This is a genomic window from Flavobacterium branchiophilum FL-15 (genome assembly GCF_000253275.1).
GTDB classification, from domain to species: domain Bacteria; phylum Bacteroidota; class Bacteroidia; order Flavobacteriales; family Flavobacteriaceae; genus Flavobacterium; species Flavobacterium branchiophilum.
Genome location: NC_016001.1, coordinates 3,430,854 through 3,457,036 on the forward strand (window position 1 = coordinate 3,430,854; position 26,183 = coordinate 3,457,036).

Consider the following 26,183-nt stretch of genomic DNA (forward strand, 5'->3'; position numbering starts at 1 on the left):
TTCCTTTTTTAACAAAATCTATTTTTTTTGCCAGTTAATGTTTTCAAATCGATTGTCATCTTTCCAATTTTCATGTAAAACTTGTTGAATTCTTTTCAATTGACCTATTTTGATTACGCCTGAGATTTCATTTTTCATACTTTATTTTTTCATTAAATTATAATAACTATTCAAAAATTTAACAATTGAATAACCTACTTCTTTTCCTAGATTCACTGGAACGGCATTTCCTATCTGCTTATACTGCTGTGCCACAGAGCCTTCAAATTCCCAATCATCGGGAAAAGTTTGTATTCTGGCATATTCTCTAACGGTAAACGGTCTTGTTTCTTCTGGGTGGCATCTTTCGGTTTGCTTTTGAGCTGGACTACAAGTTAAAGTCAAACAAGGTTCGTCCCAACCAATACGTCTGGCAATGCCCGTTTTGCCTCCGCCAAGATGAAAACTTCCTCCCATAAATTCTTTTTGAATCTCTAATGGTAAATCCCGCCAATAGCCTTTTGGCGGAACCAAATCCAAAACTTCTATTTTGCTTTTTGGATATTTTGAACCTTCTGATTTTGGTACATCACAATCAAATAATTCTCCTTTTTTCAAGGCATCTTTTAAATTGTAAATTTTCTTGTAGGGTGTTGGATATTCGTATTTTATGTCAATATCTTTTCTAATTCCAACTAAAATCAATCGTTCTCTTTTTTGTGGAACATTAAAATTTATCGCTTTCAAAACTTGAACAGGAACTACGTTGTATCCAATTTCGTCCAGAATAGAAATCATGCCTTGCAAGGTTTTTCCGTTTTCATGGCTTAATAATCCACGAACATTTTCGCCTATACAAATGGGAGGATTTACTTCTTTTACCGCTCTAGCAAATTCATAAAACAAAGTACCTCTTGCGTCTGCTAGTCCTAATTTTTTTCCAGCATAACTAAAGGCTTGACAAGGAAAACCACCAGTTACAATATCCACTTTGTTTTCATATTCGGTGAAACTAAAAGAATTGATATCACCTTCTAAAACGTTCCAATTTGGACGATTCTTTCTTAATGTTTGACAAGCCCATTTATCCATTTCATTCAAGGCAACACATTTTAAGCCAGCCTTTTCCATTCCAATGGCTAAACCTCCCGCTCCTGCAAAAAGTTCGAGCACAGTATATTCATGATGTGGTTCTACAAAATTAGAAACTGTTTCTTGATTGTTTTCATCCAAAAAATTAGCAAACAAAGTATCCACGTCTGATTTTCTATATACCCTATAATTGCTCATGGGTTCCCGAACTGCTGTTAGCTTTCCTTCTTTATCCCAACGTCTTAATGTTTCTTTACTTTTACCTATATAGTCAGATGTTTCTGAAAGCGTCATATATTCATTCATAACCAAATTGTTTAACCTTATTCAAGGGTTACAAATTTAGATTAAAGAATGTAAATTACCAAAACTATTTTTAATAAAATAAGTCATATTTTTATTGCGGAATTTCTCAAAAAAACCTTCTCACTTTTTTTTGATAGTCTTGGTATTCTGGAAATTTTTTAGCTAGTTGTTGCTCTTCATATTGTGATTTGAAATAAAACAACACAACAAGTAATTCGCTGATAATCAATTTATAATATGATGTTTGCGAGATGGCATTTCCAACTGTCAACATCAAAATACCGCTATAAATAGGGTGTCGGGAATACTTGAAAACTCCCTTGGACAACAAGGTCGAATGGCTTTTTGGGGTAGGAAATATGGTTAAACTCGTGTTCAATTGCAAAACGGCCATCAATACAACTAAAACTCCGAAAACAGTTAGTATCAACCCCATATCAATCAGTGTTTTAGGGGCTTTAAAATGGGGCAAAACATCAAAAGCATACAATCCAAACAAGAGGAACTGTATGCTTACCATTAGATAATCTTTGGTTGTTTTTTTCAAAAGAAGGTGTCTATAATGGGGTAACTTTTCCGTTTTTGACATCATACAACAACTGAACTACCTGAACGTGGTGTTCTTTAATCAACTCGTCTTTGCTTAACGAGATTGCTGCATGCAAGGTATTGGCTTTGATACAACTATTCAAATAATTGTCGCTTATTTTTGGAATTGCTTTTATTTCCTTTTCATGGTCTATGGAACTCAAAATGTCGTCAATATGGGTGTGGTGTTTTTTGAAACATTTGTTTTTATCGCTCACAAAAGCTTTGACAGCACCACAATCGGTGTGTCCCATAACCACAATGAGTTTTACATTCAAATGTTCGACGGCATATTCTATTGTGCCAAAATCTATATCAGAAATCACATTTCCTGCATTTTTGACAACAAATAAATCCCCTATTCCTTGATCAAAAATAATATCTGGATCAACCCTACTGTCTGAACAAGTAAGCACCACTGCAAAGGGATGTTGTTTTTTACTACTATTGGTAACGGCTTTTAAATCATGGTGGATGTTGAGCGATTGTCCTTCGATAAATCTTTTGTTTCCATTCATCAATTTTTCATAACCTGTTTCTTTTCTGGATTTGTCCGCAGCTTCGTTTTGACAACTATTCAATAGTATCAAACTTACAAATAATATTACTACTTTTTTCATTTATTGTTTTTTAAATGTTATACTCCATAACCCCCTTATATTGTTTTCTACATAGCCCACGGCCAAGTCCTTTGGGTATAATTTTTTAATTTGATTGCCCACTTCAGGCTTTATTTGTTTTCCATGACATTGCAAGCACATCATATTGGTTTCTATTGGATAATAAAACTGTACTTGCTTTCCTCTTTCAATAATTACGGGTTTCATTTCTTTTTTGGCAATCATATCAGCTTTAAATTTTTCGATGTACTTTTGTTCCTCTGCATTAGCCTTGTTGTTTGGATTTCTATTTTTATCTGATACTCTTTTGATTACGGCATTGTATTTTGTTGCCATACTATCTGTTAATGGTATTGCATGATGGTTACAAAAAGCTAGTGCTTGCAATGTTCCTTTTTTTTGAATAGTTCCCATAAGGTTTTTACCTAATATTTTTTTGGTTTCAAGCGCATAGTCTAACCCAATATTATCTAAAGTTTTATGGGCAGACGCTTCCTGATATATATTTCCTGATTGTGTCCAGTTTTTATTGCCATGGGCTTCCCAGTGGGCTTTGAACCATTCTGGTGCTTCTATTTGGTAATCATACATAAAATCAGCTATTTTTTCTATGCTTGCTTCAGGATATGCTTGCTTTGGCATTAGCCCAAATCGATCAAAAGCTCCTTTCAAGTGAACTTTATCTGTTGTTGGATTTTGCACAAAATTTTGTATCAAAGCTATAAAATCTTTTTCATTGTTTGCCACTTTTAAATAATGCTCTTTTACTGCAATCATCGGAGGTGCAATTCTGCCTGCTGTCGCTGCTGCCTTCGGACTGTGGCAAGTGTAACAGTGGGTTTCCATTAATTGTTTGCCTTCGTGATGGGTTAGGACAACTTTTTTTTCAGAAAGGTTTTGGTTTGATTGTGCTTTTTTTTCTTGACATCCAAACATAAATATTGAACTTATCAAAATTATTATATACTTCATGTTGTTTGTATTTAATAGTACAAAAGTAGGAAGATACACAACTGCAACCTGTGACTTATGTTACAAACCTATTGTTAATTTTGATTTGAGATAGATTTTAAATTTGCAATTCATAAAAAAGCCGCCTCATAACGGAGGCGGCTTTTGGTATTTAATGGGTTTTATTATTTTTTTGCTGTAAAAAAATCAAGCATCATGACTTTGTTCCAAGCGGCAACAAAATCGTTTACAAATTTTGCTTTTGCATCGTTGCTTCCATATACTTCAGCCAATGCACGTAACTCTGAATTTGAACCAAAAATTAAGTCGGCACGAGTAGCTGACCATTTTGCAGCACCAGTTGTTCTGTCTTTTCCTTCAAAAACCTCTTTTGAGTCATCAATAGCAGTCCAAGTGGTATTGATATCCAATAAATTAGTAAAAAAATCATTGGTTAATTTATCTTTTTCTTTAGTGAAAACGCCATGTTTAGCACCATCAAAATTAGCGTTCATTGCACGTAAACCACCCACTAAAACGGTCATTTCTGGCGCAGTTAAAGTTAATAATTGTGCTTTATCAACCAATAATGCCTCTGTTGCAACGGTATATTTGGTTTTTAAATAGTTACGGAAACCATCAGCTGTTGGCTCCAAAACTGCCATACCTTGTACGTCTGTTTGCTCTTGGGTGGCATCCATTCTTCCTGCTGTAAAAGGTACATGAACTGTATATCCTGCATTTTTAGCAGCTGTTTCGACTCCATAAACTCCAGCCAATACAATTAAATCGGCCATAGATACTTTTTTAATAGCACTTTTTGTGTTAAAATTTTTCTGTATTTTTTCAAGACTTGCTAACACTTTTGCAAGTTGTTTTGGGTTGTTTGCAGCCCAGTTTACTTGTGGTTCCAATCGGATTCTTGCTCCATTTGCGCCTCCTCTTCTGTCAGACCCACGGTATGTTGATGCAGATGCCCAAGCTGTTGCAACCATTTCGCTTACTGTTAAACCAGATTTTGCAATTGCTGCTTTTAAGGCTTTGATGTCATTATTGTTTACTACTTCATGATTCAATGCAGGAATTGGGTCTTGCCAAATTAAATCATCTTTTGGAGCTTCTGGCCCTAAGTAAGTAGTTTTTGGCCCCATATCACGGTGCGTTAATTTGAACCATGCTTTGGCAAATGCTGTTTCAAATTCTTTTGGGTTATCATAAAAACGTTTTGATATTTTTGCATATTCAGGATCAAATCGAAACGATAAATCCGTTGTTAGCATAGTAGGTAAATGTTTTTGTGATTTGTCAAAAGCATCAGGAATGATAGCTTTTCCGTTTTTAGCTACCCATTGGTGAGCACCAGCGGGGCTTTTGGTTAATTCCCATTCATTATCATATAATATTTTGAAAAATCCAAAGTTCCATTGTGTTGGTGTTGCGGTCCAAGTAACTTCTAATCCAGACGAAATGGCATCTGTACCCTTACCAGATTTGTAGGCACTTTTCCATCCTAAACCTTGCTCTTCTATACCCGCAGCTTCTGGATCTGCGCCCACATTACTTGCAGGGCCTTTACCGTGTGTTTTACCAAATGTATGGCCACCTGCATTCAAAGCGGTAGTTTCTTCATCATTCATTCCCATTCTTCCAAATGTTTCTCTGATGTCTTTGGCAGCCAAAAGCGGATCTGGATTTCCTGCAGGCCCTTCTGGGTTTACATAAATCAATCCCATTTGAGTTGCAGCCAACGGATCTTCTAAATCCCCGTCAAGGCTTCTTGCATGATCCAACCATTTGTTTTCAGAACCCCAATATACATTAGATTCTGGTTCCCAAACATCTACTCTACCTCCAGCAAAACCATACGTTTTGAAACCCATTGATTCTAACGCTACATTTCCTGTAAGAATCATTAAATCTGCCCATGAAATTTTGCTTCCGTATTTTTGTTTAATTGGCCATAACAATCTTCTGGCTTTATCCAAGTTTACGTTGTCTGGCCAGCTATTTAAAGGGGCAAAACGCTGCTGTCCAGCTCTAGACCCGCCACGTCCGTCTCCAGAACGATAGGTTCCGGCACTGTGCCAAGCCATTCTAATAAATAAAGGGCCATAATTTCCAAAATCGGCAGGCCACATATCATTAGATTGTGTCATCAAGTCTTGCAAGTCTTTCTTTAAAGCGTTGTAATCCAATGTTTGAAATTCTTTTGCATAATCAAACTCTGCACCCATTGGATTGGACAAACTAGAATTTTGACGCAATACATCCAAATTCAATTGGTTGGGCCACCATTCTTTGTTACTCTTGGAATGAGTAATACCCTTACCATCCGAAGCAACATGCTTTTCATGGCCAGCTCCCTCTTTTTCTGAAGTTCCAGACATTCCTGTTACAGGACATTTTCCTGTTTGTTGTGCCATACCTAACGAGGCAACTGATAAAGTTGTTAATAGAATTACTTTTTTCATGCTTTATTGTATTAATATTAGATAAGACAAAGGTAGTATTTAAACCCTTGCTTAACACATCAGATACAATGTTTATCATGATATAGTAATAGTTTTTAATTATAATTTCTGTATTTTGAATCATTTTTAATAATAATTTTTTCCAATAGCTAGTTTATCATGGAATGCCAAGTGATTGAAATGAAAGGCTTTTTGATTTGTTTTCTTATCAAAAAAAAGTTGACCTAAAATGACGACTAAAACCACTTGAAATTCAAAAAATATTAATTTATTTTTGATTTTGTTACACAACATTAAAATTTTAGACATAAAATATGTTTACATTTGACATAATACCAAATATACATATCAAATAGCCCAATCTATTGGTTCTTTTTTGCTAAAATGAGTAAAAAAAAGTTCCGTAGTCCAGCTATGCAACGATTTTTATTGAAAATTTTTTCTAAAAAATAACTCCGCATCTTTGGACTATTTTATAAATATATTTGGTATAATTAAAAAAAAAGGCTGATAAATAAATATCAGCCTTTTTTTATGGTTAATTTACTTTGATTATCTTCTCCGAAACATAAAATTTTCCATCAAATATAAAAGTAACCACAACCATATTGGCATTTTTCGCTTTTGCAAGGCTAAAATTCATTGCCGTTTTTCCTGCCTGAATCGATTCTATTTCGCCTTCCTCAACTACTTTCCCGTCTATTGTAGTGATCATATAATTCACTGTGGCAGCGTAGGGCATATCAAATCCCAATTGAATCGTATCTTTTGTGGTTGGATTTGGTGAAAACCGAACTTCAAACGGATTTTTCCCATCAATAGCTGCAGTGCTCAAAGTTTCATTTTTTACTAATTTCACTTCATAAACCGTTGGGTCTGCGGAGGTGTTCGAGGTTTGATTGTCGGTAAAGGCAGAAATGGAACTACTTAATATGCCTCCATAGATATGACCAATTACAAATTCATTTTCCGAAATTGCGGCCAATTGTATCACTTCATTGCTATAATGAGGTATGTTTTTATTCGGTATAAATTCAGCTCCTGAACCTTTTAAATTTGGCATTTCAATAGGTAATTTATACTCAAATAAGGCTCCTGAAGCATTTCTACTCACACGACTTATTGTTTTCACAAAAGGCACATTATCATCTTGAATCAAGGTGCTTCCGTTATAATAATATTGACTCATACCTCCAAAAAATAAATTGTGCATTTCATTGGAAGTCGCATTATATAAACCCACTTTCCCCGAATGATAATGACTCAAATATTGATTGAAATTGGTCTGTGGATAATATCCATCTACTTTAATATCAACAGGATATAAAAACGGCAAATCAAATGACACTTGAAAAACGCCTGATGAAATCGTATAGCCCAATGTTCCATCTGGAAACACTTGTGGTACCAAATTATAATCTCTTCGGTGCAAATGAACCCCATCGGTTACCGTTTCATAATTGGAAAAACTCAAACTGTTTCCCGAATTATTGATAGAAAATTTTCGTATTTGATTGGAATAAGTTTGTGTAAAAGTAGGATTATTCATTGGATTATATCTGCCGTCAAATTGATGCCCTCCTATCAAATAAAATGTGGAACCCATTTTACCCAGTTGCCCTCCTGTTATCGCAAAATTTGAATGGGTAATTTGTTTAAAATAAGGCGTAATTGAAGTGCCTGCAACTATGGCAGCTATCAAATTGGGAACATCAACCGCTGTTAAATTGGCAAACGTTTTATGATCATTTGCCGTTGCCGAAAAAGCATAGCCACCCGAAATATACAACGTGTCTTCGTCTTGATAAAAATTAAAATTTGTAGCTTGTAATTGTTCTTTAAGTCCTGTGGATAAAGCAGTTACAGAAGCCGTCCAAACTTGATGGGTTGCCACATCAACCACATAAATAGTCGTATTATTTTGTGCATTTGGAAAGGCATTAAAGGGTTGACGAGCATGAATTCCGTCTTTTCTTCCACCGATAATCAACCATTTTCCATTGTCTTGACCAAAGGCATACGAATGCAATCCTGGTAAATTTGGAACAGAAATTGGAGTTAAAACTACATCATAATTAAAAGTAGTTTGTGCCTTTGTACTCAAACAAAATAGCACCAAAAGCAATTGAGCAATTTTTTTCATTTTAAAATAAATAATAAGTTAAATCGTATTTTATTATACGAATTTTAATAAATTAAACGTCATGATGGAATGAAAAATTTAGGTGGATGCCAAATATTATGTTGGTATTTTTGAATAAAAAGGGTTTCGTAATACGATTTTTTCGTAGGTGTATTGTGTAAATCATAAAAAGAAATAGAATGAAAAAAGAATTCATTTATAATTTGCATCGGATTAAATTGTAAACTCATAATAAATTTACTTTTTTCACAATCTGGTTTGTCTAGCTCCATTTTTTCGCACGAATGGCCCATCCATAACTTGATAGCTCGAACAGACGGCAAAGTTGTCAAAGTCATTACGTAAAATAGTAACAAGAAAATTCTAATTTTCATAAATCAAATATCCGTTTAATGATACACCACACACAAAAAAAACAACATGTTATCAACAAATAACTTTTTTGGGCGTTGCCCAAGGGTCGGGCTATCCGTTGCAAACAACGTTCATTGAACTCCAAAAGAAATATAATATTGTGAAATAATCTTTTTTGATTACCACATTCAGAAACTATATTCGTGCAATACAACTCCTCTTTTGGGGGCTGGCTTCTAAAGGATTTCTACTACTATCCCTAATACAAACACGGTCTTTTAATGAACCTTCGCTTAATGTGTATAATCTATCACTTTTTTGATTATGGCTTCTTTAGACAATACAGCCGTAGATTGCCACACTTTTTCTCCTTCAAAAAACAAAACTAACATAGGCAAAGAATGGATATGGTATTGAGTAGCCAAATGAGGTACCTCATCAATATCCACGGTATATACCGCTACACGTTGTCCAATAGCCTTTTTTACTTGCTGAAGCGTTGGTGTAATCATTTCGCATGGATCGCAGGTTGCCGCCTTGAAATTGATCAAAATAGCATCCCTATTTTCGATGAGTTGTTTGATTTGTTCTTCCATAAACTTGTATTATTTCGATTTTGGTACACTACAGCCATTAGCACCACAGCCTATATCAAATAGTGCTTGTATTAAAAAAAAACCTGCAAAAAATAAGAAAAAATACGCCTCCGTACTAATAGCATGGTATGCCATAGCCAAACCAGCTACCAAACGTACCCAACGCATAAAATGCCAATTGCTGAAAATTAGTTTTTTCATTTTGATAAAAAATTATTTCTTAGTTAATGATGCAAACACCTATAATGATGTTGTTCAGGGTGTGAAGCAATCATTAAAAAATGTTGTCTGAAAATTGGTAAAGTTAGCATAGTACCTCCTTATGATGTGTAACAATTATCACAAAGGCATACAAAATAGGTTATTTTTTTGGATTTGTTTCACGATGCAGTATCTGTTCCTCTTGATTTTGTTGTGTTAAATGTTTTATGTAATGCTGTTTCTTGCTATATCAAAAAACTATTTTTTTAACAAAAAACCTGTGTATTATATTGTACTACAACACAATTGCTAATTTTATCATAATTTTATCTCAACTGTATTTTGATTCCAAATAATATTGCTTAATTTTGAATAAAATTTAATAAACCTAAAAACAATTAATTATGGCATTTGAATTACCTCAATTACCTTATGCGTATGATGCGCTTGAGCCACACATTGATGCACGCACAATGGAAATTCACCATTCTAAACATCATAATGCTTATACCACCAACTTAAATGCAGCCATTGCGGGAACAGATTTGGAAGGCAAAACGATAGAAAATATTTTAATCAATTTAGACAAAAACAATGCAGCGGTTCGCAACAATGGAGGTGGTTTTTATAACCACAACTTGTTTTGGACAGTAATGTCGCCAAACGGTGGGGGATTGCCAACAGGTGATTTGTTAGCCGCTATTGAAAGAGATTTTGGAACTTTTGAAGAGTTTAAAGCCAAGTTTGCAAAGGCAGGTGCTACACAATTTGGGTCTGGATGGGCTTGGCTTTGTGTACACAAAGGGGGCAAATTAGACGTATGTGGTACACCTAATCAAGACAATACCCTTATGCCTGGCGTAGGTTGTGGCGGTACTCCTATTTTGGGTATGGATGTATGGGAACATGCTTATTATTTGAACTATCAAAACCGTCGCCCTGATTATATCGAAGCTTTTTTTAATGTAATCAATTGGGTCGAAGTTGCTCGACGTTTTGCTTTAGAAAAATAATACCAAACTCTTTTATAAAATTGCCAAAAAAATGGTTGCTTAGCAAGGGTACGGATCTATTTTTTTTGACTCATTTTAGCAAAAAAGAACCCATAGATTAGCCTCTTTTATAGGAGTGTTTGATATAAATAAAAAACCGTTTTCAATAAAGAAAACGGTTTTTTTTAACCTTTTATAAAAAATATTTATGCTAGTTTAGCATCCAAATTTGTTTTGATGGCTTCCAAAAATCCTTCCGTTGTTAGGTAGTCAGCCTCTGTAAGTCCTTCTGGTTTTACAAGCATTGCAAGGTCTTTTGTCATTTTACCACTTTCAACAGTGTCTATACAAACTTGTTCTAGTGTAGTACAAAAATCTATAAGTGCCTGATTGTCATCTAATTTGCCTCTATGCTCCAAACCTCTTGTCCATGCAAAAATAGAAGCAATTGGATTTGTAGAAGTAGCTTTGCCTTGTTGGTGCATTCTATAATGACGGGTTACTGTTCCATGAGCTGCTTCGGCCTCTACGGTTTTACCATCTGGTGTTACCAAAACAGATGTCATAAGACCCAACGATCCAAAACCTTGAGCAACCGTATCCGACTGCACATCGCCATCATAATTTTTACAAGCCCATACAAATCCTCCGTTCCATTTCATACAAGAAGCCACCATATCGTCTATCAAACGGTGCTCGTATATCATGCCATTGGCCTCAAAATCAGCTTTGTATGTTGTTTGATATACTTCTTCAAAAATATCTTTGAATCTTCCATCATAAGCTTTCAATATTGTATTTTTTGTGGATAAATACAAAGGCCATTTTTTGGTCAAAGCCATTTGAAACGAAGAGTGTGCAAATCCATAAATGCTTTCGTCTGTGTTGTACATAGACATGGCCACACCATCGCCCTCAAAATCATATACTTCCCATGATTGGGTTTCGCCATTTTCTGGTACAAAAGTCATTGTTAGTTTGCCTTTTCCTTTTACAACAACATCTGTAGCTTTGTACTGATCGCCAAAAGCATGACGACCAATAACGATAGGTTTTGTCCAACCTTGAACGTATCTTGGAACGTTGCTCATAATAATAGGCTCACGAAATACTGTACCTCCCACAATGTTACGAATTGTACCATTTGGCGATTTCCACATTTTTGAAAGTCCAAATTCTTTTACTCGCTCTTCGTCTGGGGTAATAGTGGCACATTTTATTCCTACATTGTATTTTTTTATGGCCTCGGCAGAGTCAATAGTTACTTGGTCTTTAGTAGCTTCACGGCTTTCTATACCCAAGTCATAATATTTAATATCTAAATCTAAATAAGGTAAGATTAATTTTTCTTTGATAAAAGCCCAAATAATTCTTGTCATTTCATCGCCATCCAATTCTACCACAGGATGGGCTACTTTAATTTTTGCCATATTTTTGTTTCTTTTTTGGTTTATTTTTTAATTTTTTTAGTGGACAAAGATAAATAATTTTATTGAAAAAATAATGATTTGGCTCACTATATCGTTTGAATTGTGAATTTCTTAAAATACAATCCCTTAATTATCAATTCTATAAAAATTGTTTTTAAAAAATATCAAAAAAAAACCTCAACAATGTTGAGGCTTTATTTGTTATCAATATCGCTTTTGGAAGTGTTGTGTTTGTTTGTGGCATAACGCTTCCTATTTTCGATAGTAAACAGCGTTTATCTTCTTTTATCTTTAATTTTAGCTTTTTTACCCGTAAGGTTTCTAAAATAGAAAATTCTTGCTCTACGAACAGCACCTTTTTTGTTGATTTCAATTTTTTGCAACGCTGGCAAATTGATTGGAAAAATACGCTCCACTCCTATTGCTCCAGACATTTTGCGAATCGTAAAAGTTTCTGTGTGTCCAGAACCTCTTCTTTGAATTACAACACCTTTAAAAAACTGTGTTCTTGTTTTTTCACCCTCTTTAATTTCATAATACACGGTGATCGTGTCTCCAGCTCCAAACACTGGAAAATCTTTTTTAGTAACAAATTCGTCTTGTACGAATTTCAATAAATCTGCCATTTTTTTAGTATTTTAATGTTTTATCAGCTCAACATTCACGGGTTTCGCCAGAGGTTGGTCCAATATTTGGGTGCAAAGATACTGTTTAATCCAGACTTATACAAATAAATAAGTGTCAAAATTATTTAAAGGTTACTGTTTTTTATCGAGCTGTGCCCTCAAATAGATTATTTCGTCTTGCAACGAGGCTATAAATTTTTCGTTTGTAGTGTGATACAAATTATTGACATTGCCAATAGATTGGTCTTTCAAATCCTGGTTAAAGGTGTGGCCTGTTATAAGCTCAAATAGTTCGGTAAGAGGCAAATTCAAAACCTCTTTTATCTTTAACAATCGTTCTAAAGACAGGGTAGTTTCGCACCTTTCTAGTTTATTGTAAGCCGAAGGGCTCATATCCAGCTCCATAGCCATATTTTCATGGGAAAAACCCTTTGTTTTTCTAGTTTCTCTAATCTTTTTTAAAAATTTTTCAATGGTTTCTAGTGTGTTACCTTCCATAAATCGAAATATATTGTATGTAAATATATATAAATAAACCGAAAATCAAAATTTTTTTTAATTTTTTTGTAATAAGTTTGCCTCAACAAAATATCTCGAGAAAAAACTTTGTTAAACTAAAAACTTTTTATTAACTTGACCAAGTTTTATAACTGGGCGTAAAACTTTACAATCATGAAAAAAATTTTATTTGGCTTAATAGCCACAGTTATGTTTAGTGTTATGGGGAATGCACAAAATTTGAGAACTGAATTTTTAAGAAGCAAAACACATAAAGAAGCCGTTATTGCTTTCAACAAATTATCAGAAGGTGAACAGAAGAAATTATGGCTTGAAAAATTAGACCAATTATTATCATTAAGTTTATCTAGTGAACATAAAATTTTATATCAAAAATTAAAAATGGTGTTGAACAAGGAGTTGAGAGTAAACAATCTGATGTTTTTTTGCAAAATATTGTTAATCTTGCTAAAATTACACCAAAGAGAGATTTTGGACTGATGTTTGAGACTTTAGAAGATTACAAATATAATGGTAGATTTATTGATACTAAAGAAGTTCCTGAATCTATTATTAAAGATTTATCAAATCTAAATTTATTTATAGATGCAGGTACTTCTGTAGTTGCAAGAGGAAATTGTTCTTGTAGAAGGTGTATAGGATTCGAAGGTCATACTGGAACAAACTGTAATCCTTCAACTAGTGGCTGCGGTTTTTTATGGATGCAATCTTGTAATCAATGCATATTATGTCTATAGATTAAATTAAACAGGTTTTCAATTTTTTTTTGATAACCTGTTATTAAATACATATTATGAATAAAACAAAAATTATTTTAATAGGCATTGCATTAATTTTATTATATATATTGTTTGGTGTTATCACTGACGGAGATCATATATTAATTATATTATTAACACTTTTATCAGTATTTTTTATAACAATTTATTTTTTTAGAAATTTTAAAATACCAAATTATGTTAATTGTATTTTTTTAATTGCACCAATACTACTTTTGTTTACTTTAACTGGTTTTTTTTTCAATGATTTTTCAAGAACTTTACAATATTTAATTTTTATTCCCGTAAGTTCTTTACTAGCTTATGCTTATTTAAAAAAAAAGCAAATCATAATCATTCCTATATCTTTAATTTTATTTTATTTTATTTCAAACTATCTTTTTAATACAATTTTTATTTTTGTATCAAACAAAGATGGGGAAAAAAATATTGATTTTCCAGCGATAACATTACTTGACCATAATAAAAAAAGAATTGATTTAAAAAAGGATAAAATTATCGTGCTTGACTTTTGGTCAACTACTTGTGGTATTTGTTTTAAAAAATTTTCAGATTTAGAAGAATTGCATAATAAGTATAAAACAAATAATCGAATAGAAATTTATGCCGTCAATTTTCCGTTAAAACGAGATAAATTTAACACTACAATAAAAATTTTGGATAGTATTGGTTATAAATTTAAAAAAGTATACGCACAATCATCGAGTGAGATTGAAAACAAACTACATTTCAATACTTTTCCAAATATGATAATAATTAAAGATGGTAAAATCAGATATGATGGAGTGTTTGAAACAGAAAAAAACACATTAATTTTCAGTGCAGAATCTGAAATAAATAAACTATTAAAGGAATGAAAAATAAAATTTTAATTATTTTATTAATTTCTCCTATTTTTTCATTTTCTCAATCTGATTTTGAAAAAATATTAAAAAGCGGTGAGGTGATAATAAACGGATTAGCTATAATAAAAAATACTAAAACAGAAGCAAAATTAAGTTCAAAATTAATTGAATCTGTTTGCATAAAAAACAAATTGTCCGATAAAGTCATTTTTACGCTTAGTGGCAAAGACGAAGATGGTAATGCTATTAGAAAAGAATTGGTAATTCAAAAAGATGGAAAAGAATGTATATTTGATATACAAAAAGGTGTTTATTCGTATGAAATAATGTTATCTAACAAAGAAATATTTAAATAAGGTGAATATAAACTATCCGAAAGTATTATCATATCATTAAAAGATGAGCAAGCTGCATCAAATTAAAAGAAATTTTATATGGTGTTAATGAATTTCAATAAACCCCTTGTTTATATTTTTCACAAAAAATTAACGATTCAAAAAGCATTTCAGTTTATAAAAAAATGTATTTTTGCAAGATGCCTTATATGATATTTTGGCAACATTTTTAATGATTTGTTGCTTCGCATAGCTATAAACTAAATTTACTGAAATGAAAAAAATTTTTATTTGCCTTTCGGCCCTTGCAATGATGACTTCGTGTGTATCTAAAAAGAAATATGCGGAACTTGAAACCAAAAACAAAGAAATTCAGGACTTGTTGAACACCGCAACCGTAAAATTAAATTCGTGTTTAGAGGACAAATCAGGTTTGAATGCTACGCTTACCAGCTTGAGAGAGCAAAACGATAACCTGAAAAAAAACAATACCGATTTGATAAACAACATGGGCAATATGACGACCTTATCTACAAAAGGGGCTCAGAATATTGAAAAAGCCTTGGAAACTATCAAAGAGAAAGATTTGAAAATCAGCAGGATGCAAGACGCTCTTACTAAAAAAGACAGTGTTACTTTGGCTTTGGTAACGAGCTTGAAAAGTTCTGTGGGAATTTCTGATCCAGATATCGAAGTAAACGTAGAAAAAGGAGTGGTTTTTATATCCATTTCAGACAAGTTGATGTTTAAAAGTGGCAGCTATAATGTGAGCGACAGGGCCAAAGAAATTCTGGGCAAAGTAGCCAAAGTAATTAATGACAAACCTACTTTTGAGTGTATGGTAGAAGGTCATACAGACAACGTACCTTTTTCTGGCAATGCTCTATTATTGGACAATTGGGACTTGAGTGTTAAACGATCTACTGCTATCATCAGGGTTTTGACCAAAGATTTGAAAGTAAATCCAGCTCAATTGATTGCCGCAGGACGTAGTGAGTTTATCCCACTAAAAGCCAATGATACTGCCGAAAACCGCTCCATAAACCGTAGAACTCGTATTGTGGTATTGCCAAAAATTGACGAGTTTTATGATATGATTGAAAAAGAAATGAAAAAACAGCAATAGTTTTTGCAAAAGCTTTTCCAAAATATTATCCAAAAAAAATGCAAACTGCTCTAAAACAGAGCAGTTTTTTTTTTGTAAAAATTTATACCAAATATATTGGAATTAGACTATTTGTTGTTGTCAAATTTTTAGGTACATTTTTTTTATAATAAAAAAAGAATATTATTATATTTGCACCATCAAGATACACACCATGAAATACAAAAGAATACTCTTAAAATTGAGCGGCGAAGCCTTAATGGGTGATTTGCAATATGGTATAGACCCATCAAAATTAGCCGAATATGCCGAAGAAATCAAACAAATACATGATAAAGGAGTAGAAATAGCCATTGTTATTGGTGGAGGCAATATTTTTAGAGGGGTTTCGGGAGTTAGTTCAGGTATGGACAGGGTTCAGGGCGATTATATGGGAATGTTGGCCACCATAATAAATGGAATGGCACTTCAGGGTGCGTTAGAAGATAGAGGCATGCTTACCAGACTACAAACAGCCCTAAAAATTGAAGCCATTGCCGAACCATACATCAAACGAAGAGCCGTTAGACATTTAGAAAAAGGTCGGATTGTAATTTTTGGTGCGGGCACGGGCAACCCTTATTTTACAACAGATACGGCTGCTGTATTGCGAGGGGTTGAAGTAAATGCCGATGTTATTTTAAAAGGTACACGAGTAGATGGCGTATATACTGCAGATCCTGAAAAAGACAAGTCGGCCATAAAATTTGATTATATTTCGTTTGAAGACGTTTTGAAAAAAGGTTTAAATGTTATGGATACCACCGCTTTTACTTTAAGTCAAGAAAATAAATTGCCTATTGTAGTTTTTGATATGAACAAGAAAGGAAATTTATTGAAAATTTGCGAAGGCGAAAATATTGGAACTATTGTGAATATATAAAAACAAACTGCAGAAAAATATAAAATAGCATATAAAATGACAGAAGAAATAGATTTTATTTTAGATAGTACAAAAGAATCCATGGAAGGCACTTTGGCTCATTTAGAAAAAGAGTTTCTAAACATTAGAGCAGGCAAGGCTTCGCCAGCCATGTTGGGCGGTGTTTTTGTTGATTATTATGGTGCTCAAACACCTTTGTCTCAAGTAGCCAACATTAATGTGCCCGATGCACGAACGATTACCATTCAGCCTTATGAAAAAAAGATGTTGCAAACCATAGAAAAGGCCATTTTGATTGCCAATTTGGGTTTCAATCCCATGAATAATGGCGATGTTGTGATTATTAGTGTGCCACCACTTACTGAAGAGCGTAGAAGAGACTTGGCCAAACAAGCCAAATCAGAAGCCGAGGATGCTAAAATTGGTATAAGAAATGCTCGAAAAGATGCTAATACCGATATTAAAAAACTGGAAAAAGAAGGTACTTCTGAAGATGTTTGTAAAGTTGCCGAAGATCAGGTGCAACAACTTACTAATGCTTATATTAAAAAAATTGATGATGTATTGGCTATAAAAGATGCCGAAATCATGAAAGTTTAGTTCAACTAAAAAAAGCAGTAATTTTTTATATTTTTAAAAAATAAAATACTATCATTTTTAATACCAAATATAGTTATAAAATAGTCCCAAGATGCGTAGTTATTTTTTAGAAAAAATTTTCAAAAAAAATCGTTGCATAGCTGGGCTACGGAACTATTTTATATGTATATTTGGTATTAGTTCCATTTATACATAAGATAAAAAAAATCCGCAGCAATTGCGGATTTTTTTATTGTGACAATTTTATAAAATGGTTTCTTTAAGTCTATCGTCCCAGTTTTTTATAGTAATTCCTAATACTGTTTTGATTTTTGTTTTGTCCAAAACACTATAAGCAGGACGTTTTGCGGGTGTTGGGTAACTTTGTGTTGGGATGGGTTTCACATCAATTGACATTTGATGGATTTCAAATATTTTTTGAGCAAAATCAAACCAACTGCACTGCCCTTCGTTACTAAAATGGTAAATTCCATATTGTGGGAACTCATTATTTTGATCGGTATAAAGAGCCATTTGAATTAGGGCATCGGCCAAATCTAGGGCATGAGTAGGTGTTCCAATTTGATCCTCTACAACCGACAAAGTATCCCGTTCGGCACCCAAACGGAGCATGGTTTTCATGAAATTATTGCCAAATTGCGAATATACCCACGAAGTTCTAACAATATAATACTGACTAAAAACAGCCGCAATAGCCAGTTCGCCATCGAGCTTGGTTTGTCCATAAACGCCTGTTGGTTTTGGAATATCTATTTCGGTATAAGGTTTTTGATGCTGTCCGTCAAAAACAAAATCAGTAGAAACATGAATCAATTTAGTGTGAAACTCTTTGCATACCAATGCTAGATTTTGTGCTCCTTTGACATTAATTTTGATGGCATTTTCCTGGTCGGATTCGGCCTTATCTACTGCCGTATAGGCCGCTGTATTGATACAAACATCTGGATTTACTGATTTGAAAACCGCTTTTACAGCTTCAAAATCGGTGATATTCATTTGTTTTGAATCACAAAAAACAAAGTCAATTTGTGCATATCTAACAGACAAATGAGCTATAGATTGTCCTAGTTGTCCATTGGCACCCGTTACAAGTACTACCATATTTTTCGAGCATTTTCAAGGGTTGGCAAAATTTTATCTTTATCAGAAATAATCAAATCGCTTGTTGGAAATTCCCAATCGATTTGAATTGTTGGGTCGTTAAAAATAAGGCCTCCTTCAGATTCTTTATTGTAAAAATTATCGCATTTGTAAAAAAATGTGGCCGTTTCGCTTACAACTAAAAAACCATGTGCAAAACCACGTGGGATAAAAAACTGCTTTTGATTGTCGCCCGATAATAAAACCGAAACATATTGCCCAAAAGTTTTAGATTCTGGCCTAATATCTACCGCTACATCCAACACCTCGCCCTGCAACACTCGAACAAGCTTGGCTTGAGCGTGAATACCCGTTTGATAGTGCATCCCCCTCAAAACTCCTTTTGATGAAAATGATTGATTGTCTTGAACAAATTTTATGTCTTGATTGATGCCCGCCTGAAAAGTTTGTTGGTTATAACTTTCCATAAAATAGCCTCTTTCGTCTTGATATATTTGGGGTTCTAAAATATAGCACCCTTCTAATTTTGTTGGTATAAAATTCATGTTTTTTTGTTGCTAATCGATTATGATTCTTTTGCTATTTCCATTAATTGCGTGCCATAACCACTTTTCAATAGTGGAGCTGCCAAGGCTTCCAGTTGTTGTTTGTCTATAAAACCCATACGATACACGGCCTCTTCTATAGATCCTATTTTGAGTCCTTGTCTTTCTTCTATCACTTGAACAAATTGGGCGGCTTGCATTAGCGAGGCAAAAGTGCCCGTATCAAACCAAGCCGTTCCTCTGTCTAAAATACTCACTTTAAGTTTGCCTCTTTTCAAGTATTCTTTGTTTACGTCGGTTATTTCAATTTCGCCTCGGTGGCTTGGCTGTATATTTTCGGCAATAGCCACTACGTCATTATCATAAAAATAGATGCCTGGAACGGCATAATTGGATTTTGGAACAGCAGGTTTTTCCTCAATAGACAGCACCTTTCCGTTGTTATCAAAATCTACAACTCCGTACCTTTCAGGATCATGAACATGGTAGGCATAAATGATGCCTCCGTCTGGATTGTTGTTGTTTTGCAAAAGTCTTCCCAATCCGGAACCATAAAAAATATTATCTCCCAATATTAAAGCTACTTTATCATTGCCAATAAATTTTTTGCCAATAATGAAGGCTTCGGCCAACCCGTTAGGATGTTCTTGTACCTCGTATTCAAATCGGCAACCATATTTTTGACCATCGCCCAACAATTTTTTAAATAAAGGCAAATCGTGTGGCGTAGATATTATAAGTATTTCTCTAATCCCCGCACAAATCAGCGTTGAAAGTGGATAATAAATCATTGGTTTATCATAAATGGGCATCAACTGCTTGCTTACAGCAATCGTGAGGGGGTGTAGCCTTGTGCCAGAGCCTCCTGCTAAAATGATTCCTTTCATATTTGTAAGTTTTTATTTTTATTGGTTATTCTGCAATTATCCAAACAGCGTTTTAAACTTTGCAAAAACTGACGATGTTGATAATTACATTTTTGGGTTGATTGGTTTTATATTATGAAACAGGGTTTAATTTTGCGGCTTGTTTTTTATAAAATAAACTTAAAAAACTATACAGTATATAGCCAATTACAAATATTATTGGCAATAAGATTGTTTTTTTCTGGTATATCTTTGATGTGTTTTTCAAATTAACCACGGTACTTGTGGCTTTTATAAAATAATCTAAATTAATCAATTCTATTTTTTGTAATCCAATATCTCTAATTAAGCCGTTTTTAGTAGCAATTAATTCGTTGAGCTGGGTGTTTTCATTATAATATACCAGCTTGTTGTTTTGTTGCGTACTATTTGATGTGGCAGCAAAACTGTTGAGCAAACCATCTATTTGTTTGATAACCTCTTCGTTTTTTTGAATTTTATCTTTTACATTGGCCGTATAAATTGCTCGGATTTTATTCAAATAAGCATCATTATTCAAATACAATAACAATGGCGTTATGGTATTTTTTTCAGAAACTACTTTTTTGGTCGAAATGGTAATCAAATGTCTGTTGTAATTTTTGCTGGTCAGTTTTTCTTTTATCACTTTATTAATGTCGCTTTCTTCGGCAAGTAACTTGATCATTTCAAAATTTTGCGAATTTTCATCTTTATTGCCGGCTGTGCCATTATTAATAAAATTGTACAAATCAATTATTGGTTCTACTTCGATTTCATTTACATTTTCAGCCTCTTGTACACCTATTGATTTAAAAAAAGCTTGATCGTTTTGATTGATTTTAGTTTGCAAATAATCTATTTTGGTGTACAAATAATCAACACTACCATAATAAGGCGTAACGATGAGTTCGTGTCTGTATGATTTGGAAAAATGGTCTATTGTATAGCCCAAAATGCCTCCACCTATTATTAAAAAGGCAAAAACACGACTATTGTTTTTTAAAAACAATATACATTTGAACAAAGAAAAGGCAATGTTACCAAAAAATGATTTCACTTTATCAGTTAAAACTGATAAATCTATATCTTGATCGGTTGTTGAATTTGAGTTTGTATTCATTTTAAAATATTAATTGATATTGAAAATTTGTTCCAATATTTTGATAGTGATCAAATAGGTTGGTTTTACACCTGTTGTTCCAAGTCCGCCAGATGCCAGCGTACTTCCCGTTTCTAAAGGGTTGTCCGATGCATAATAAGCATACCTTACTTTTACATTTGGATGAATGCTTTTTCTAATTCTTGATGCTGATTGAATGGCTTTTTGATAATAAGAGCCTTCCATTTCTAGTCCGATGGCTTTCCAGGTGGATTCATGAAAAAATTTCAACAAATCTCGGTTTTGCAACGAGGTTCCTAAAACGGTTATCATGGGCCCTGCAAAAACAGGAATATCATTTCCGTCAAACATTTCGGGAGTTAATTCGTTTTCAAAAGGATAATTGTCGGCCGTACCTTCGTTTACGTGTGCCGTAGGTATCATGATGTCGCCTTTACCACCTTCTAAAATTCCAGCTTTGCCCATAATTGAAACCGATTCGACATTTAAAAAAATGTCTTTCTTGTAGGGTTTCAATAATTCATCAATCGTTTCATAGGCTTGTTCTCCAAAAGCATAGTCCATTACTATAATCACGGGTTTTTTTTCGCCCGTTTTGGCATTTGGAAACGCTGATTTTGCCCAATCTATTTTGGCAGTATCAAAAATTTGTACATCAATGTTAGTTCCCGATGTGTCTGGTATTGCTATCATACCATGTTTTGAGGCAAATTCGGTTACCTTGTTGCGAACATCGTTGGCACCAGATTTACTGAGTTCTTCAAAAATATCAAAATCCGACTTGTCTTTAAATTTGGTTTTAAGTACATAGGTTGCAAACAAGGAGTTCATTACCGAGTGCATATTGGCACTAATAATATGTATAGGTCTTTGCAACAATTGATGGGCTTCTAACACTTTTTTGATGTTTGTGGCCCAAATTTCGCCATGAATATGATGCCCCAAACGTTCTCTTAAAATAGGACTAAAAGTAATGGTTCGCTTATTGTTTTCAACAGATTCCTCTATGGCTAGTTTGCCCAACCAATAAATAATATGTAGGAAACGATTGGGTTTTTCAAACGTACCAAAATCATCATAAATATCCAAAACCTCCTCAAATGTTCTACCCAAAATATTTGACAAATGTGAAATGGCTTTTTCCTTGTCTATTTGAGTTAATTTTTTATTTTGAATAACAATTTGTTCTATTTTTTGCCAATCTCTAGTAACTTCATTATTATTTTCGTCCAATAAAATACGGTCTTTTATTTTGTGCGATTCAATAAATATAAAGGTTAAATGGGTTAAAATATCATAAATATCCGATCGCCCCCTTGTAATTACGATATTCATTTGCTCTTCGTCTATGCGATAGCAATTTCTGCGACGTTTTGGAGGTACTATGGGTTGAAAATGCGATTTAGAATACCCTTCTTCTGATGTTAAATTGATAAAACGACATTCTTCTATCCCAACGGGCAAACGTTCTATAACATACAACAAACCATTTAACTCTACTTTTTCGTCGGCAATAGAACCATAAATTTCTGGACGTAAGGACAACAAAGCTTCTTTTAAAGTTTCGCCCGAAACTCCCATGGGTTTATAAAAACCTCTATTAAATAAATGTCGAATAGTAATGTATAATCTTTCAATTGCAGCCGACGATTCTTGAGCCCTTGAGCGAGAAATGTTTTTGGTTTCGTTCATAAATGGATATTTATATTTATAATAATTCTTATATACTATTGCGTTTTGTAGTTTAATGTAGTTACAACCAACAAAACACAATGCAATAATAGTTGTGTTTTTCACCAAAAAAAGCCTAATATTTCAACATCATATCATTTAGGTTATTTTTTAACACGCAAATATATGAAATTTATTTAAAATAAAATTGTGTTACATCATTTTGCAAAACAAAATAATTTAGAACGCCCTTTAATTTCATTGCCAAATGTTGCAGATTTGAATTAAAAACAAGACTTTTGTGGGCTAATCAAATTGCTTTTCATATTATGAGAACATTAGTTATTGGAGACATTCACGGAGGGCTACTCGGCTTGCAGGAAGTTTTACAACTCGCTTGTGCAAAGCCAGAGGATCAGTTGGTGTTTTTGGGCGATTACGTAGATGGTTGGAGCCAGTCGCCCGAGGTTTTAAATTTTTTGATCGAACTAAAAAACAGTCATAATTGTATATTTATAAGAGGCAATCACGACCAACTTTTGTTGGAATGGTTGCAATCTGGTGCTCAAGAAATAAGCAACAAAATGTGGTTTCAGCATGGAGGCGAAGCAACGGTATTGGCCTATGCCAAAGTAGCTAGTGCTACCATTCAACAGCATATTGCCTTTTTAGAAAACTTAGTAGATTATTATATAGATCCTCAAAATAGGTTGTATATCCACGCAGGGTTTACAAACTTAAACGGAGTAGCAAATGAATATTTTTCAAAAATGTACTATTGGGACAGAACCCTTTGGGAAATGGCTTTAGCATTAGACCCCAAAATGAGTGCCGATGCCGATACTTATCCCAAAAGGCTTCTGTTATACGACGAAATATACATTGGACACACTCCAGTAACCCGAATTGGAAGCAGTACTCCACTACAAAAAGCCAATGTTTGGAATATAGATACTGGAGCGGCTTTTTGGGGGCCACTCACCATTTTAGACGTGGATAGCAAAACATTTTGGCAAAGTAAACCGCTTTGTGAATTATATTTTAATGAAAAAGGTAGGAATTAAGTTAAAAAACAGTACATTTGCACCAAAATTAAAATAATTTAAATTAAATAATCCATATTAAACATGAAAAAATTAGCAATTGTAGTTATAGCAACCTTTGCCACAATAGGTCAAATACAAGCCCAAGCATTTAAAGGAAAAGGAGATGTCAAAGGGCAAGTTGGAGTTAATTTTCAAAGTGGCGGAACAGGAATTACTGTTTCATCAGATTTTGGAATTGGAGAAAATATGTCTTATGGTTTTGTTGCAGGGTATTTGCTATCTGTAGAAGAGGTATTGGGGTCAAAAGCTGGATTTTCTGACAGAGTCGATTTGAAAGCACGTTTTAATGCCAATATAGGAAGTGTTTTAAAGTTGAATCCAAAAATAGATGTATATCCTGGATTGGATTTGAGTTTGAAAAATTTTGGTGGCCACGTTGGGGCAAGATATTTCTTTACAGACGGTTTTGGCGTATATAGCGAGGCCGCTTTTCCTATTGCACGATACAACAACAGTGCAACAGGTTTTGATTATTATAACAACCAATTTAATTTTCAAGTTGGCATAAGTTTTAATCTTTAAAATATTTTGCAAATAATACCTTTCTCAAATAAAACATAATTCTTTTTTTGATTTATTTTTTGATGAAATGTTTTAAAAAACAAAACTTAAAAACTATATTTGCAACCTAAAAATTAACTATTTCAAATGAGTAAATTATTGATAGTAGGAACAGTAGCATTTGATGCCATTGAAACTCCTTTTGGAAAAACCGATAAAATATTGGGCGGTGCAGGAACCTATATTGGATTATCAGCATCAAACTTTAATGTAGATGCAGCCATTGTATCTGTTGTTGGAGATGATTTTCCACAAGAATATTTAGATTTGCTAAGCACTCGAAAAATTGATATTTCGGCCATTGAGATAGTAAAAGGTGGTAAAACCTTCTTTTGGAGCGGTCGCTATCACAACGATTTGAACTCTCGAGATACTTTGGATACACAATTGAATGTTTTGGCCGATTTTCAGCCTAAAGTACCAGAAAATTTCAAAAATACCGATGTAGTCATGCTAGGGAACTTACACCCTTTAGTACAAAGCAGTGTGTTGGACCAACTGACCTCCAAGCCTAAATTAGTTGTTTTGGACACCATGAATTTTTGGATGGATTGTGCTTTGCCAGAATTACTCGATGTTATAAAACGTGTTGATGTAATTACTATAAACGACGAAGAGGCCAGACAACTTTCTGGCGAGTATTCTTTAGTAAAAGCAGCTGCCAAAATTCATACTATGGGGCCACAATATGTAGTTATCAAAAAAGGAGAGCATGGAGCGTTGTTGTTTCAGGGCGAAGACATCTTTTTTGCACCAGCATTACCATTAGAAGAAGTGTTTGATCCAACAGGAGCAGGCGATACTTTTGCTGGTGGATTTGCAGGTTACATTGCACAAAGTGATAATATTACGTTTGAAAACATGAAAAATGCTATTATTCATGGGTCGAATTTAGCGTCGTTTTGTGTGGAAAAATTTGGAACCGAAAGAATGTTGCAACTTGATTCTGAAGAAATTGCCAAACGATTTGAAAAATTCAAAAAATTAACTTCATATTAATTCAAATTAAAAAAAAATTTATACTTTTACAAAAAAAAATAATTCAAATAATTTACCCAAATACACACGAAAAAAGATGAAGAAATTATCCCTTTTAACATTAGTTTTATTGATATGTAACTTTGCATTAGCTCAAGACAAAAACCCATCATTTATTGTAAAATCTGGCGTTAATTTACCCATGTATAGTTCAGATTGGAAAGGAGCATTTGTAGGATACCAAGTTGGATTGGCCGTTGATGTACCTTTAACAAACAAATTATCGTTTCAACCTGAAATTGATTATTTTAGATCAAAATCAGAATGGCAATTAGATGCGTTACACAAATTAACCATATCTACTTGGAACATTCCATTGGTTTTCAATTATAAAATTACCGAAAAATTAGGTGTTTTTGCTGGGCCACAAGTAAGCTACATTGCACACTTTACAAGAAGTAGAGTCATTGGCGACTGGGTACAAAGCGAAACAACAAAACCAGATCGTTATTTGTATGAATTCAACTATGGACCAACAGCTGGAATTTCATATAATTTTTATAAAAAATTCTCAATCGAAGCAAAATATTTTATGGGAATGAGAGAGTTAGATATCAATCCTGGTTTTTTTAATCAATTCACAAATTTGAATGTACAAAAAATGAGTATTGCTAACGTTTCACTTACATATAAATTATAGGTAAACCAATACATAACTAATAGCCTCAATTTGTTTGAGGCTTTTTTTTTTAAAACAATA

The 26,183-nt window shown here is 33.5% G+C and carries 29 protein-coding genes; 12 read left to right on the forward strand and 17 right to left on the reverse strand.

Annotation, left to right across the window (positions count from 1 at the left end):
- Positions 1–141: 141 nt before the first annotated feature.
- From dcm to FBFL15_RS15050, 9 genes are all read right to left on the reverse strand, one after another.
- Positions 142–1,377, reverse strand: a complete 1,236-nt coding sequence (gene dcm / locus FBFL15_RS15005) for a DNA (cytosine-5-)-methyltransferase (RefSeq protein WP_014085356.1) — start codon at positions 1,375–1,377, stop codon at positions 142–144.
- 106 nt (positions 1,378–1,483) lie between these two features.
- Complete coding sequence (locus FBFL15_RS15010) at positions 1,484–1,897, reverse strand: methyltransferase family protein (protein ID WP_014085357.1); 414 nt, start codon at positions 1,895–1,897, stop codon at positions 1,484–1,486.
- A gap of 37 nt (positions 1,898–1,934) precedes the next feature.
- A complete protein-coding gene (locus tag FBFL15_RS15015) occupies positions 1,935–2,585 on the reverse strand; it encodes a carbonic anhydrase (RefSeq protein ID WP_014085358.1) in 651 nt (216 codons plus the stop codon).
- Positions 2,586–3,557 carry a Tll0287-like domain-containing protein gene (locus tag FBFL15_RS15020; protein WP_014085359.1) on the reverse strand — a complete coding sequence of 324 codons (972 nt, stop codon included), beginning with the start codon at positions 3,555–3,557 and terminating at the stop codon, positions 2,586–2,588. It abuts the gene before it with no gap.
- 164 nt (positions 3,558–3,721) lie between these two features.
- The gene (katG, locus tag FBFL15_RS15025) at positions 3,722–6,007 is read right to left on the reverse strand and encodes a catalase/peroxidase HPI (protein WP_014085360.1); all 2,286 of its coding nucleotides are present in this window, start codon (positions 6,005–6,007) and stop codon (positions 3,722–3,724) included.
- A gap of 538 nt (positions 6,008–6,545) precedes the next feature.
- Complete coding sequence (locus FBFL15_RS15035) at positions 6,546–8,150, reverse strand: hypothetical protein (protein ID WP_014085361.1); 1,605 nt, start codon at positions 8,148–8,150, stop codon at positions 6,546–6,548.
- Positions 8,151–8,209: 59 nt separating this feature from the next.
- The gene (locus FBFL15_RS15040) at positions 8,210–8,524 is read right to left on the reverse strand and encodes a hypothetical protein (protein WP_133063066.1); all 315 of its coding nucleotides are present in this window, start codon (positions 8,522–8,524) and stop codon (positions 8,210–8,212) included.
- 273 nt (positions 8,525–8,797) lie between these two features.
- Positions 8,798–9,100 carry a thioredoxin family protein gene (locus tag FBFL15_RS15045; protein ID WP_014085363.1) on the reverse strand — a complete coding sequence of 101 codons (303 nt, stop codon included), beginning with the start codon at positions 9,098–9,100 and terminating at the stop codon, positions 8,798–8,800.
- A gap of 9 nt (positions 9,101–9,109) precedes the next feature.
- Complete coding sequence (locus FBFL15_RS15050; protein WP_014085364.1) at positions 9,110–9,301, reverse strand: hypothetical protein; 192 nt, start codon at positions 9,299–9,301, stop codon at positions 9,110–9,112.
- Positions 9,302–9,705: 404 nt separating this feature from the next.
- Here FBFL15_RS15050 and FBFL15_RS15055 point away from each other — a divergent pair, with 404 nt between their 5' ends.
- Positions 9,706–10,314, forward strand: a complete 609-nt coding sequence (locus FBFL15_RS15055) for a superoxide dismutase (RefSeq protein ID WP_014085365.1) — start codon at positions 9,706–9,708, stop codon at positions 10,312–10,314.
- Between the two features lie 185 nt (positions 10,315–10,499).
- Here FBFL15_RS15055 and FBFL15_RS15060 read toward each other — a convergent pair whose 3' ends face one another.
- From FBFL15_RS15060 to FBFL15_RS15950, 3 genes are all read right to left on the reverse strand, one after another.
- On the reverse strand, positions 10,500–11,723 hold the full coding sequence (locus tag FBFL15_RS15060) for an NADP-dependent isocitrate dehydrogenase (protein WP_014085366.1): 1,224 nt from the start codon (positions 11,721–11,723) through the stop codon (positions 10,500–10,502).
- Positions 11,724–11,998: 275 nt separating this feature from the next.
- Positions 11,999–12,349 carry a 50S ribosomal protein L19 gene (gene rplS / locus FBFL15_RS15065; RefSeq protein WP_014085367.1) on the reverse strand — a complete coding sequence of 117 codons (351 nt, stop codon included), beginning with the start codon at positions 12,347–12,349 and terminating at the stop codon, positions 11,999–12,001.
- A 132-nt stretch (positions 12,350–12,481) separates the two neighbouring features.
- Complete coding sequence (locus FBFL15_RS15950) at positions 12,482–12,847, reverse strand: helix-turn-helix domain-containing protein (RefSeq protein WP_014085368.1); 366 nt, start codon at positions 12,845–12,847, stop codon at positions 12,482–12,484.
- 174 nt (positions 12,848–13,021) lie between these two features.
- On the opposite strand from FBFL15_RS15950, the gene FBFL15_RS15075 reads away from it, so the two are divergent.
- The 7 genes from FBFL15_RS15075 to frr all read left to right on the forward strand — a co-directional run bounded on the left by FBFL15_RS15075 (position 13,022) and on the right by frr (position 17,454).
- The gene (locus FBFL15_RS15075) at positions 13,022–13,348 is read left to right on the forward strand and encodes a hypothetical protein (protein WP_014085369.1); all 327 of its coding nucleotides are present in this window, start codon (positions 13,022–13,024) and stop codon (positions 13,346–13,348) included.
- Positions 13,348–13,605, forward strand: a complete 258-nt coding sequence (locus FBFL15_RS17245) for a bacteriocin fulvocin C-related protein (protein WP_014085370.1) — start codon at positions 13,348–13,350, stop codon at positions 13,603–13,605. Before FBFL15_RS15075 ends, FBFL15_RS17245 begins: the two co-directional genes overlap by 1 nt.
- Before the next feature lie 56 nt (positions 13,606–13,661).
- Positions 13,662–14,504 carry a TlpA family protein disulfide reductase gene (locus FBFL15_RS15085; RefSeq protein WP_014085371.1) on the forward strand — a complete coding sequence of 281 codons (843 nt, stop codon included), beginning with the start codon at positions 13,662–13,664 and terminating at the stop codon, positions 14,502–14,504.
- Positions 14,501–14,848 (forward strand): hypothetical protein, encoded by a 348-nt coding sequence (locus FBFL15_RS15090; RefSeq protein ID WP_014085372.1) that lies wholly within the window; start codon positions 14,501–14,503, stop codon positions 14,846–14,848. Before FBFL15_RS15085 ends, FBFL15_RS15090 begins: the two co-directional genes overlap by 4 nt.
- Positions 14,849–15,101: 253 nt before the next feature.
- On the forward strand, positions 15,102–15,953 hold the full coding sequence (locus tag FBFL15_RS15095; protein WP_014085373.1) for an OmpA/MotB family protein: 852 nt from the start codon (positions 15,102–15,104) through the stop codon (positions 15,951–15,953).
- Positions 15,954–16,146: 193 nt separating this feature from the next.
- Positions 16,147–16,854: a UMP kinase gene (gene pyrH / locus FBFL15_RS15100; RefSeq protein WP_014085374.1), complete on the forward strand. Its 708-nt coding sequence runs from the start codon at positions 16,147–16,149 to the stop codon at positions 16,852–16,854.
- 36 nt (positions 16,855–16,890) lie between these two features.
- Positions 16,891–17,454 (forward strand): ribosome recycling factor, encoded by a 564-nt coding sequence (gene frr, locus FBFL15_RS15105; RefSeq protein ID WP_014085375.1) that lies wholly within the window; start codon positions 16,891–16,893, stop codon positions 17,452–17,454.
- Positions 17,455–17,697: 243 nt separating this feature from the next.
- On the opposite strand, the gene rfbD is transcribed toward frr, so the two are convergent.
- The 5 genes from rfbD to FBFL15_RS15130 all read right to left on the reverse strand — a co-directional run bounded on the left by rfbD (position 17,698) and on the right by FBFL15_RS15130 (position 22,799).
- A complete protein-coding gene (gene rfbD / locus FBFL15_RS15110) occupies positions 17,698–18,555 on the reverse strand; it encodes a dTDP-4-dehydrorhamnose reductase (protein WP_014085376.1) in 858 nt (285 codons plus the stop codon).
- On the reverse strand, positions 18,549–19,100 hold the full coding sequence (gene rfbC, locus FBFL15_RS15115; RefSeq protein ID WP_014085377.1) for a dTDP-4-dehydrorhamnose 3,5-epimerase: 552 nt from the start codon (positions 19,098–19,100) through the stop codon (positions 18,549–18,551). The genes rfbD and rfbC overlap by 7 nt, the downstream gene beginning before the upstream one ends.
- A gap of 20 nt (positions 19,101–19,120) precedes the next feature.
- Positions 19,121–19,987 (reverse strand): glucose-1-phosphate thymidylyltransferase RfbA, encoded by an 867-nt coding sequence (gene rfbA, locus FBFL15_RS15120; RefSeq protein ID WP_014085378.1) that lies wholly within the window; start codon positions 19,985–19,987, stop codon positions 19,121–19,123.
- Positions 19,988–20,099: 112 nt separating this feature from the next.
- Positions 20,100–21,107, reverse strand: a complete 1,008-nt coding sequence (locus FBFL15_RS15125; RefSeq protein WP_014085379.1) for a hypothetical protein — start codon at positions 21,105–21,107, stop codon at positions 20,100–20,102.
- A 9-nt stretch (positions 21,108–21,116) separates the two neighbouring features.
- Entirely contained in the window at positions 21,117–22,799 is a 1,683-nt protein-coding gene (locus FBFL15_RS15130) for a DUF6909 family protein (protein WP_014085380.1), read from the reverse strand.
- Between the two features lie 308 nt (positions 22,800–23,107).
- On the opposite strand from FBFL15_RS15130, the gene FBFL15_RS15135 reads away from it, so the two are divergent.
- The 4 genes from FBFL15_RS15135 (at position 23,108) to FBFL15_RS15150 (ending at position 26,123) form a co-directional block, all read left to right on the forward strand.
- Entirely contained in the window at positions 23,108–23,842 is a 735-nt protein-coding gene (locus FBFL15_RS15135; protein ID WP_014085381.1) for a metallophosphoesterase family protein, read from the forward strand.
- 63 nt (positions 23,843–23,905) lie between these two features.
- The gene (locus tag FBFL15_RS15140) at positions 23,906–24,406 is read left to right on the forward strand and encodes a DUF6646 family protein (protein ID WP_014085382.1); all 501 of its coding nucleotides are present in this window, start codon (positions 23,906–23,908) and stop codon (positions 24,404–24,406) included.
- Positions 24,407–24,532: 126 nt separating this feature from the next.
- On the forward strand, positions 24,533–25,444 hold the full coding sequence (locus FBFL15_RS15145; RefSeq protein WP_014085383.1) for a PfkB family carbohydrate kinase: 912 nt from the start codon (positions 24,533–24,535) through the stop codon (positions 25,442–25,444).
- Positions 25,445–25,520: 76 nt separating this feature from the next.
- Positions 25,521–26,123 (forward strand): porin family protein, encoded by a 603-nt coding sequence (locus FBFL15_RS15150; protein WP_014085384.1) that lies wholly within the window; start codon positions 25,521–25,523, stop codon positions 26,121–26,123.
- The last annotated feature ends 60 nt before the right edge of the window (positions 26,124–26,183 follow it).

Excerpts from the sequence above, each read along its gene's own strand:
- dcm (WP_014085356.1), bottom strand. The coding sequence starts at position 1,377 with ATGAATGAATATATGACGCTTTCAGAAACATCTGACTATATAGGTAAA.
- FBFL15_RS15010 (WP_014085357.1), bottom strand. The coding sequence starts at position 1,897 with ATGGTAAGCATACAGTTCCTCTTGTTTGGATTGTATGCTTTTGATGTT.
- FBFL15_RS15015 (WP_014085358.1), bottom strand. The coding sequence starts at position 2,585 with ATGAAAAAAGTAGTAATATTATTTGTAAGTTTGATACTATTGAATAGT.
- FBFL15_RS15020 (WP_014085359.1), bottom strand. The coding sequence starts at position 3,557 with ATGAAGTATATAATAATTTTGATAAGTTCAATATTTATGTTTGGATGT.
- katG (WP_014085360.1), bottom strand. The coding sequence starts at position 6,007 with ATGAAAAAAGTAATTCTATTAACAACTTTATCAGTTGCCTCGTTAGGT.
- FBFL15_RS15035 (WP_014085361.1), bottom strand. The coding sequence starts at position 8,150 with ATGAAAAAAATTGCTCAATTGCTTTTGGTGCTATTTTGTTTGAGTACA.
- FBFL15_RS15040 (WP_133063066.1), bottom strand. The coding sequence starts at position 8,524 with ATGAAAATTAGAATTTTCTTGTTACTATTTTACGTAATGACTTTGACA.
- FBFL15_RS15045 (WP_014085363.1), bottom strand. The coding sequence starts at position 9,100 with ATGGAAGAACAAATCAAACAACTCATCGAAAATAGGGATGCTATTTTG.
- FBFL15_RS15050 (WP_014085364.1), bottom strand. The coding sequence starts at position 9,301 with ATGAAAAAACTAATTTTCAGCAATTGGCATTTTATGCGTTGGGTACGT.
- FBFL15_RS15055 (WP_014085365.1), top strand. The coding sequence starts at position 9,706 with ATGGCATTTGAATTACCTCAATTACCTTATGCGTATGATGCGCTTGAG.
- FBFL15_RS15060 (WP_014085366.1), bottom strand. The coding sequence starts at position 11,723 with ATGGCAAAAATTAAAGTAGCCCATCCTGTGGTAGAATTGGATGGCGAT.
- rplS (WP_014085367.1), bottom strand. The coding sequence starts at position 12,349 with ATGGCAGATTTATTGAAATTCGTACAAGACGAATTTGTTACTAAAAAA.
- FBFL15_RS15950 (WP_014085368.1), bottom strand. The coding sequence starts at position 12,847 with ATGGAAGGTAACACACTAGAAACCATTGAAAAATTTTTAAAAAAGATT.
- FBFL15_RS15075 (WP_014085369.1), top strand. The coding sequence starts at position 13,022 with ATGAAAAAAATTTTATTTGGCTTAATAGCCACAGTTATGTTTAGTGTT.
- FBFL15_RS17245 (WP_014085370.1), top strand. The coding sequence starts at position 13,348 with ATGTTTGAGACTTTAGAAGATTACAAATATAATGGTAGATTTATTGAT.
- FBFL15_RS15085 (WP_014085371.1), top strand. The coding sequence starts at position 13,662 with ATGAATAAAACAAAAATTATTTTAATAGGCATTGCATTAATTTTATTA.
- FBFL15_RS15090 (WP_014085372.1), top strand. The coding sequence starts at position 14,501 with ATGAAAAATAAAATTTTAATTATTTTATTAATTTCTCCTATTTTTTCA.
- FBFL15_RS15095 (WP_014085373.1), top strand. The coding sequence starts at position 15,102 with ATGAAAAAAATTTTTATTTGCCTTTCGGCCCTTGCAATGATGACTTCG.
- pyrH (WP_014085374.1), top strand. The coding sequence starts at position 16,147 with ATGAAATACAAAAGAATACTCTTAAAATTGAGCGGCGAAGCCTTAATG.
- frr (WP_014085375.1), top strand. The coding sequence starts at position 16,891 with ATGACAGAAGAAATAGATTTTATTTTAGATAGTACAAAAGAATCCATG.
- rfbD (WP_014085376.1), bottom strand. The coding sequence starts at position 18,555 with ATGGTAGTACTTGTAACGGGTGCCAATGGACAACTAGGACAATCTATA.
- rfbC (WP_014085377.1), bottom strand. The coding sequence starts at position 19,100 with ATGAATTTTATACCAACAAAATTAGAAGGGTGCTATATTTTAGAACCC.
- rfbA (WP_014085378.1), bottom strand. The coding sequence starts at position 19,987 with ATGAAAGGAATCATTTTAGCAGGAGGCTCTGGCACAAGGCTACACCCC.
- FBFL15_RS15125 (WP_014085379.1), bottom strand. The coding sequence starts at position 21,107 with ATGAATACAAACTCAAATTCAACAACCGATCAAGATATAGATTTATCA.
- FBFL15_RS15130 (WP_014085380.1), bottom strand. The coding sequence starts at position 22,799 with ATGAACGAAACCAAAAACATTTCTCGCTCAAGGGCTCAAGAATCGTCG.
- FBFL15_RS15135 (WP_014085381.1), top strand. The coding sequence starts at position 23,108 with ATGAGAACATTAGTTATTGGAGACATTCACGGAGGGCTACTCGGCTTG.
- FBFL15_RS15140 (WP_014085382.1), top strand. The coding sequence starts at position 23,906 with ATGAAAAAATTAGCAATTGTAGTTATAGCAACCTTTGCCACAATAGGT.
- FBFL15_RS15145 (WP_014085383.1), top strand. The coding sequence starts at position 24,533 with ATGAGTAAATTATTGATAGTAGGAACAGTAGCATTTGATGCCATTGAA.
- FBFL15_RS15150 (WP_014085384.1), top strand. The coding sequence starts at position 25,521 with ATGAAGAAATTATCCCTTTTAACATTAGTTTTATTGATATGTAACTTT.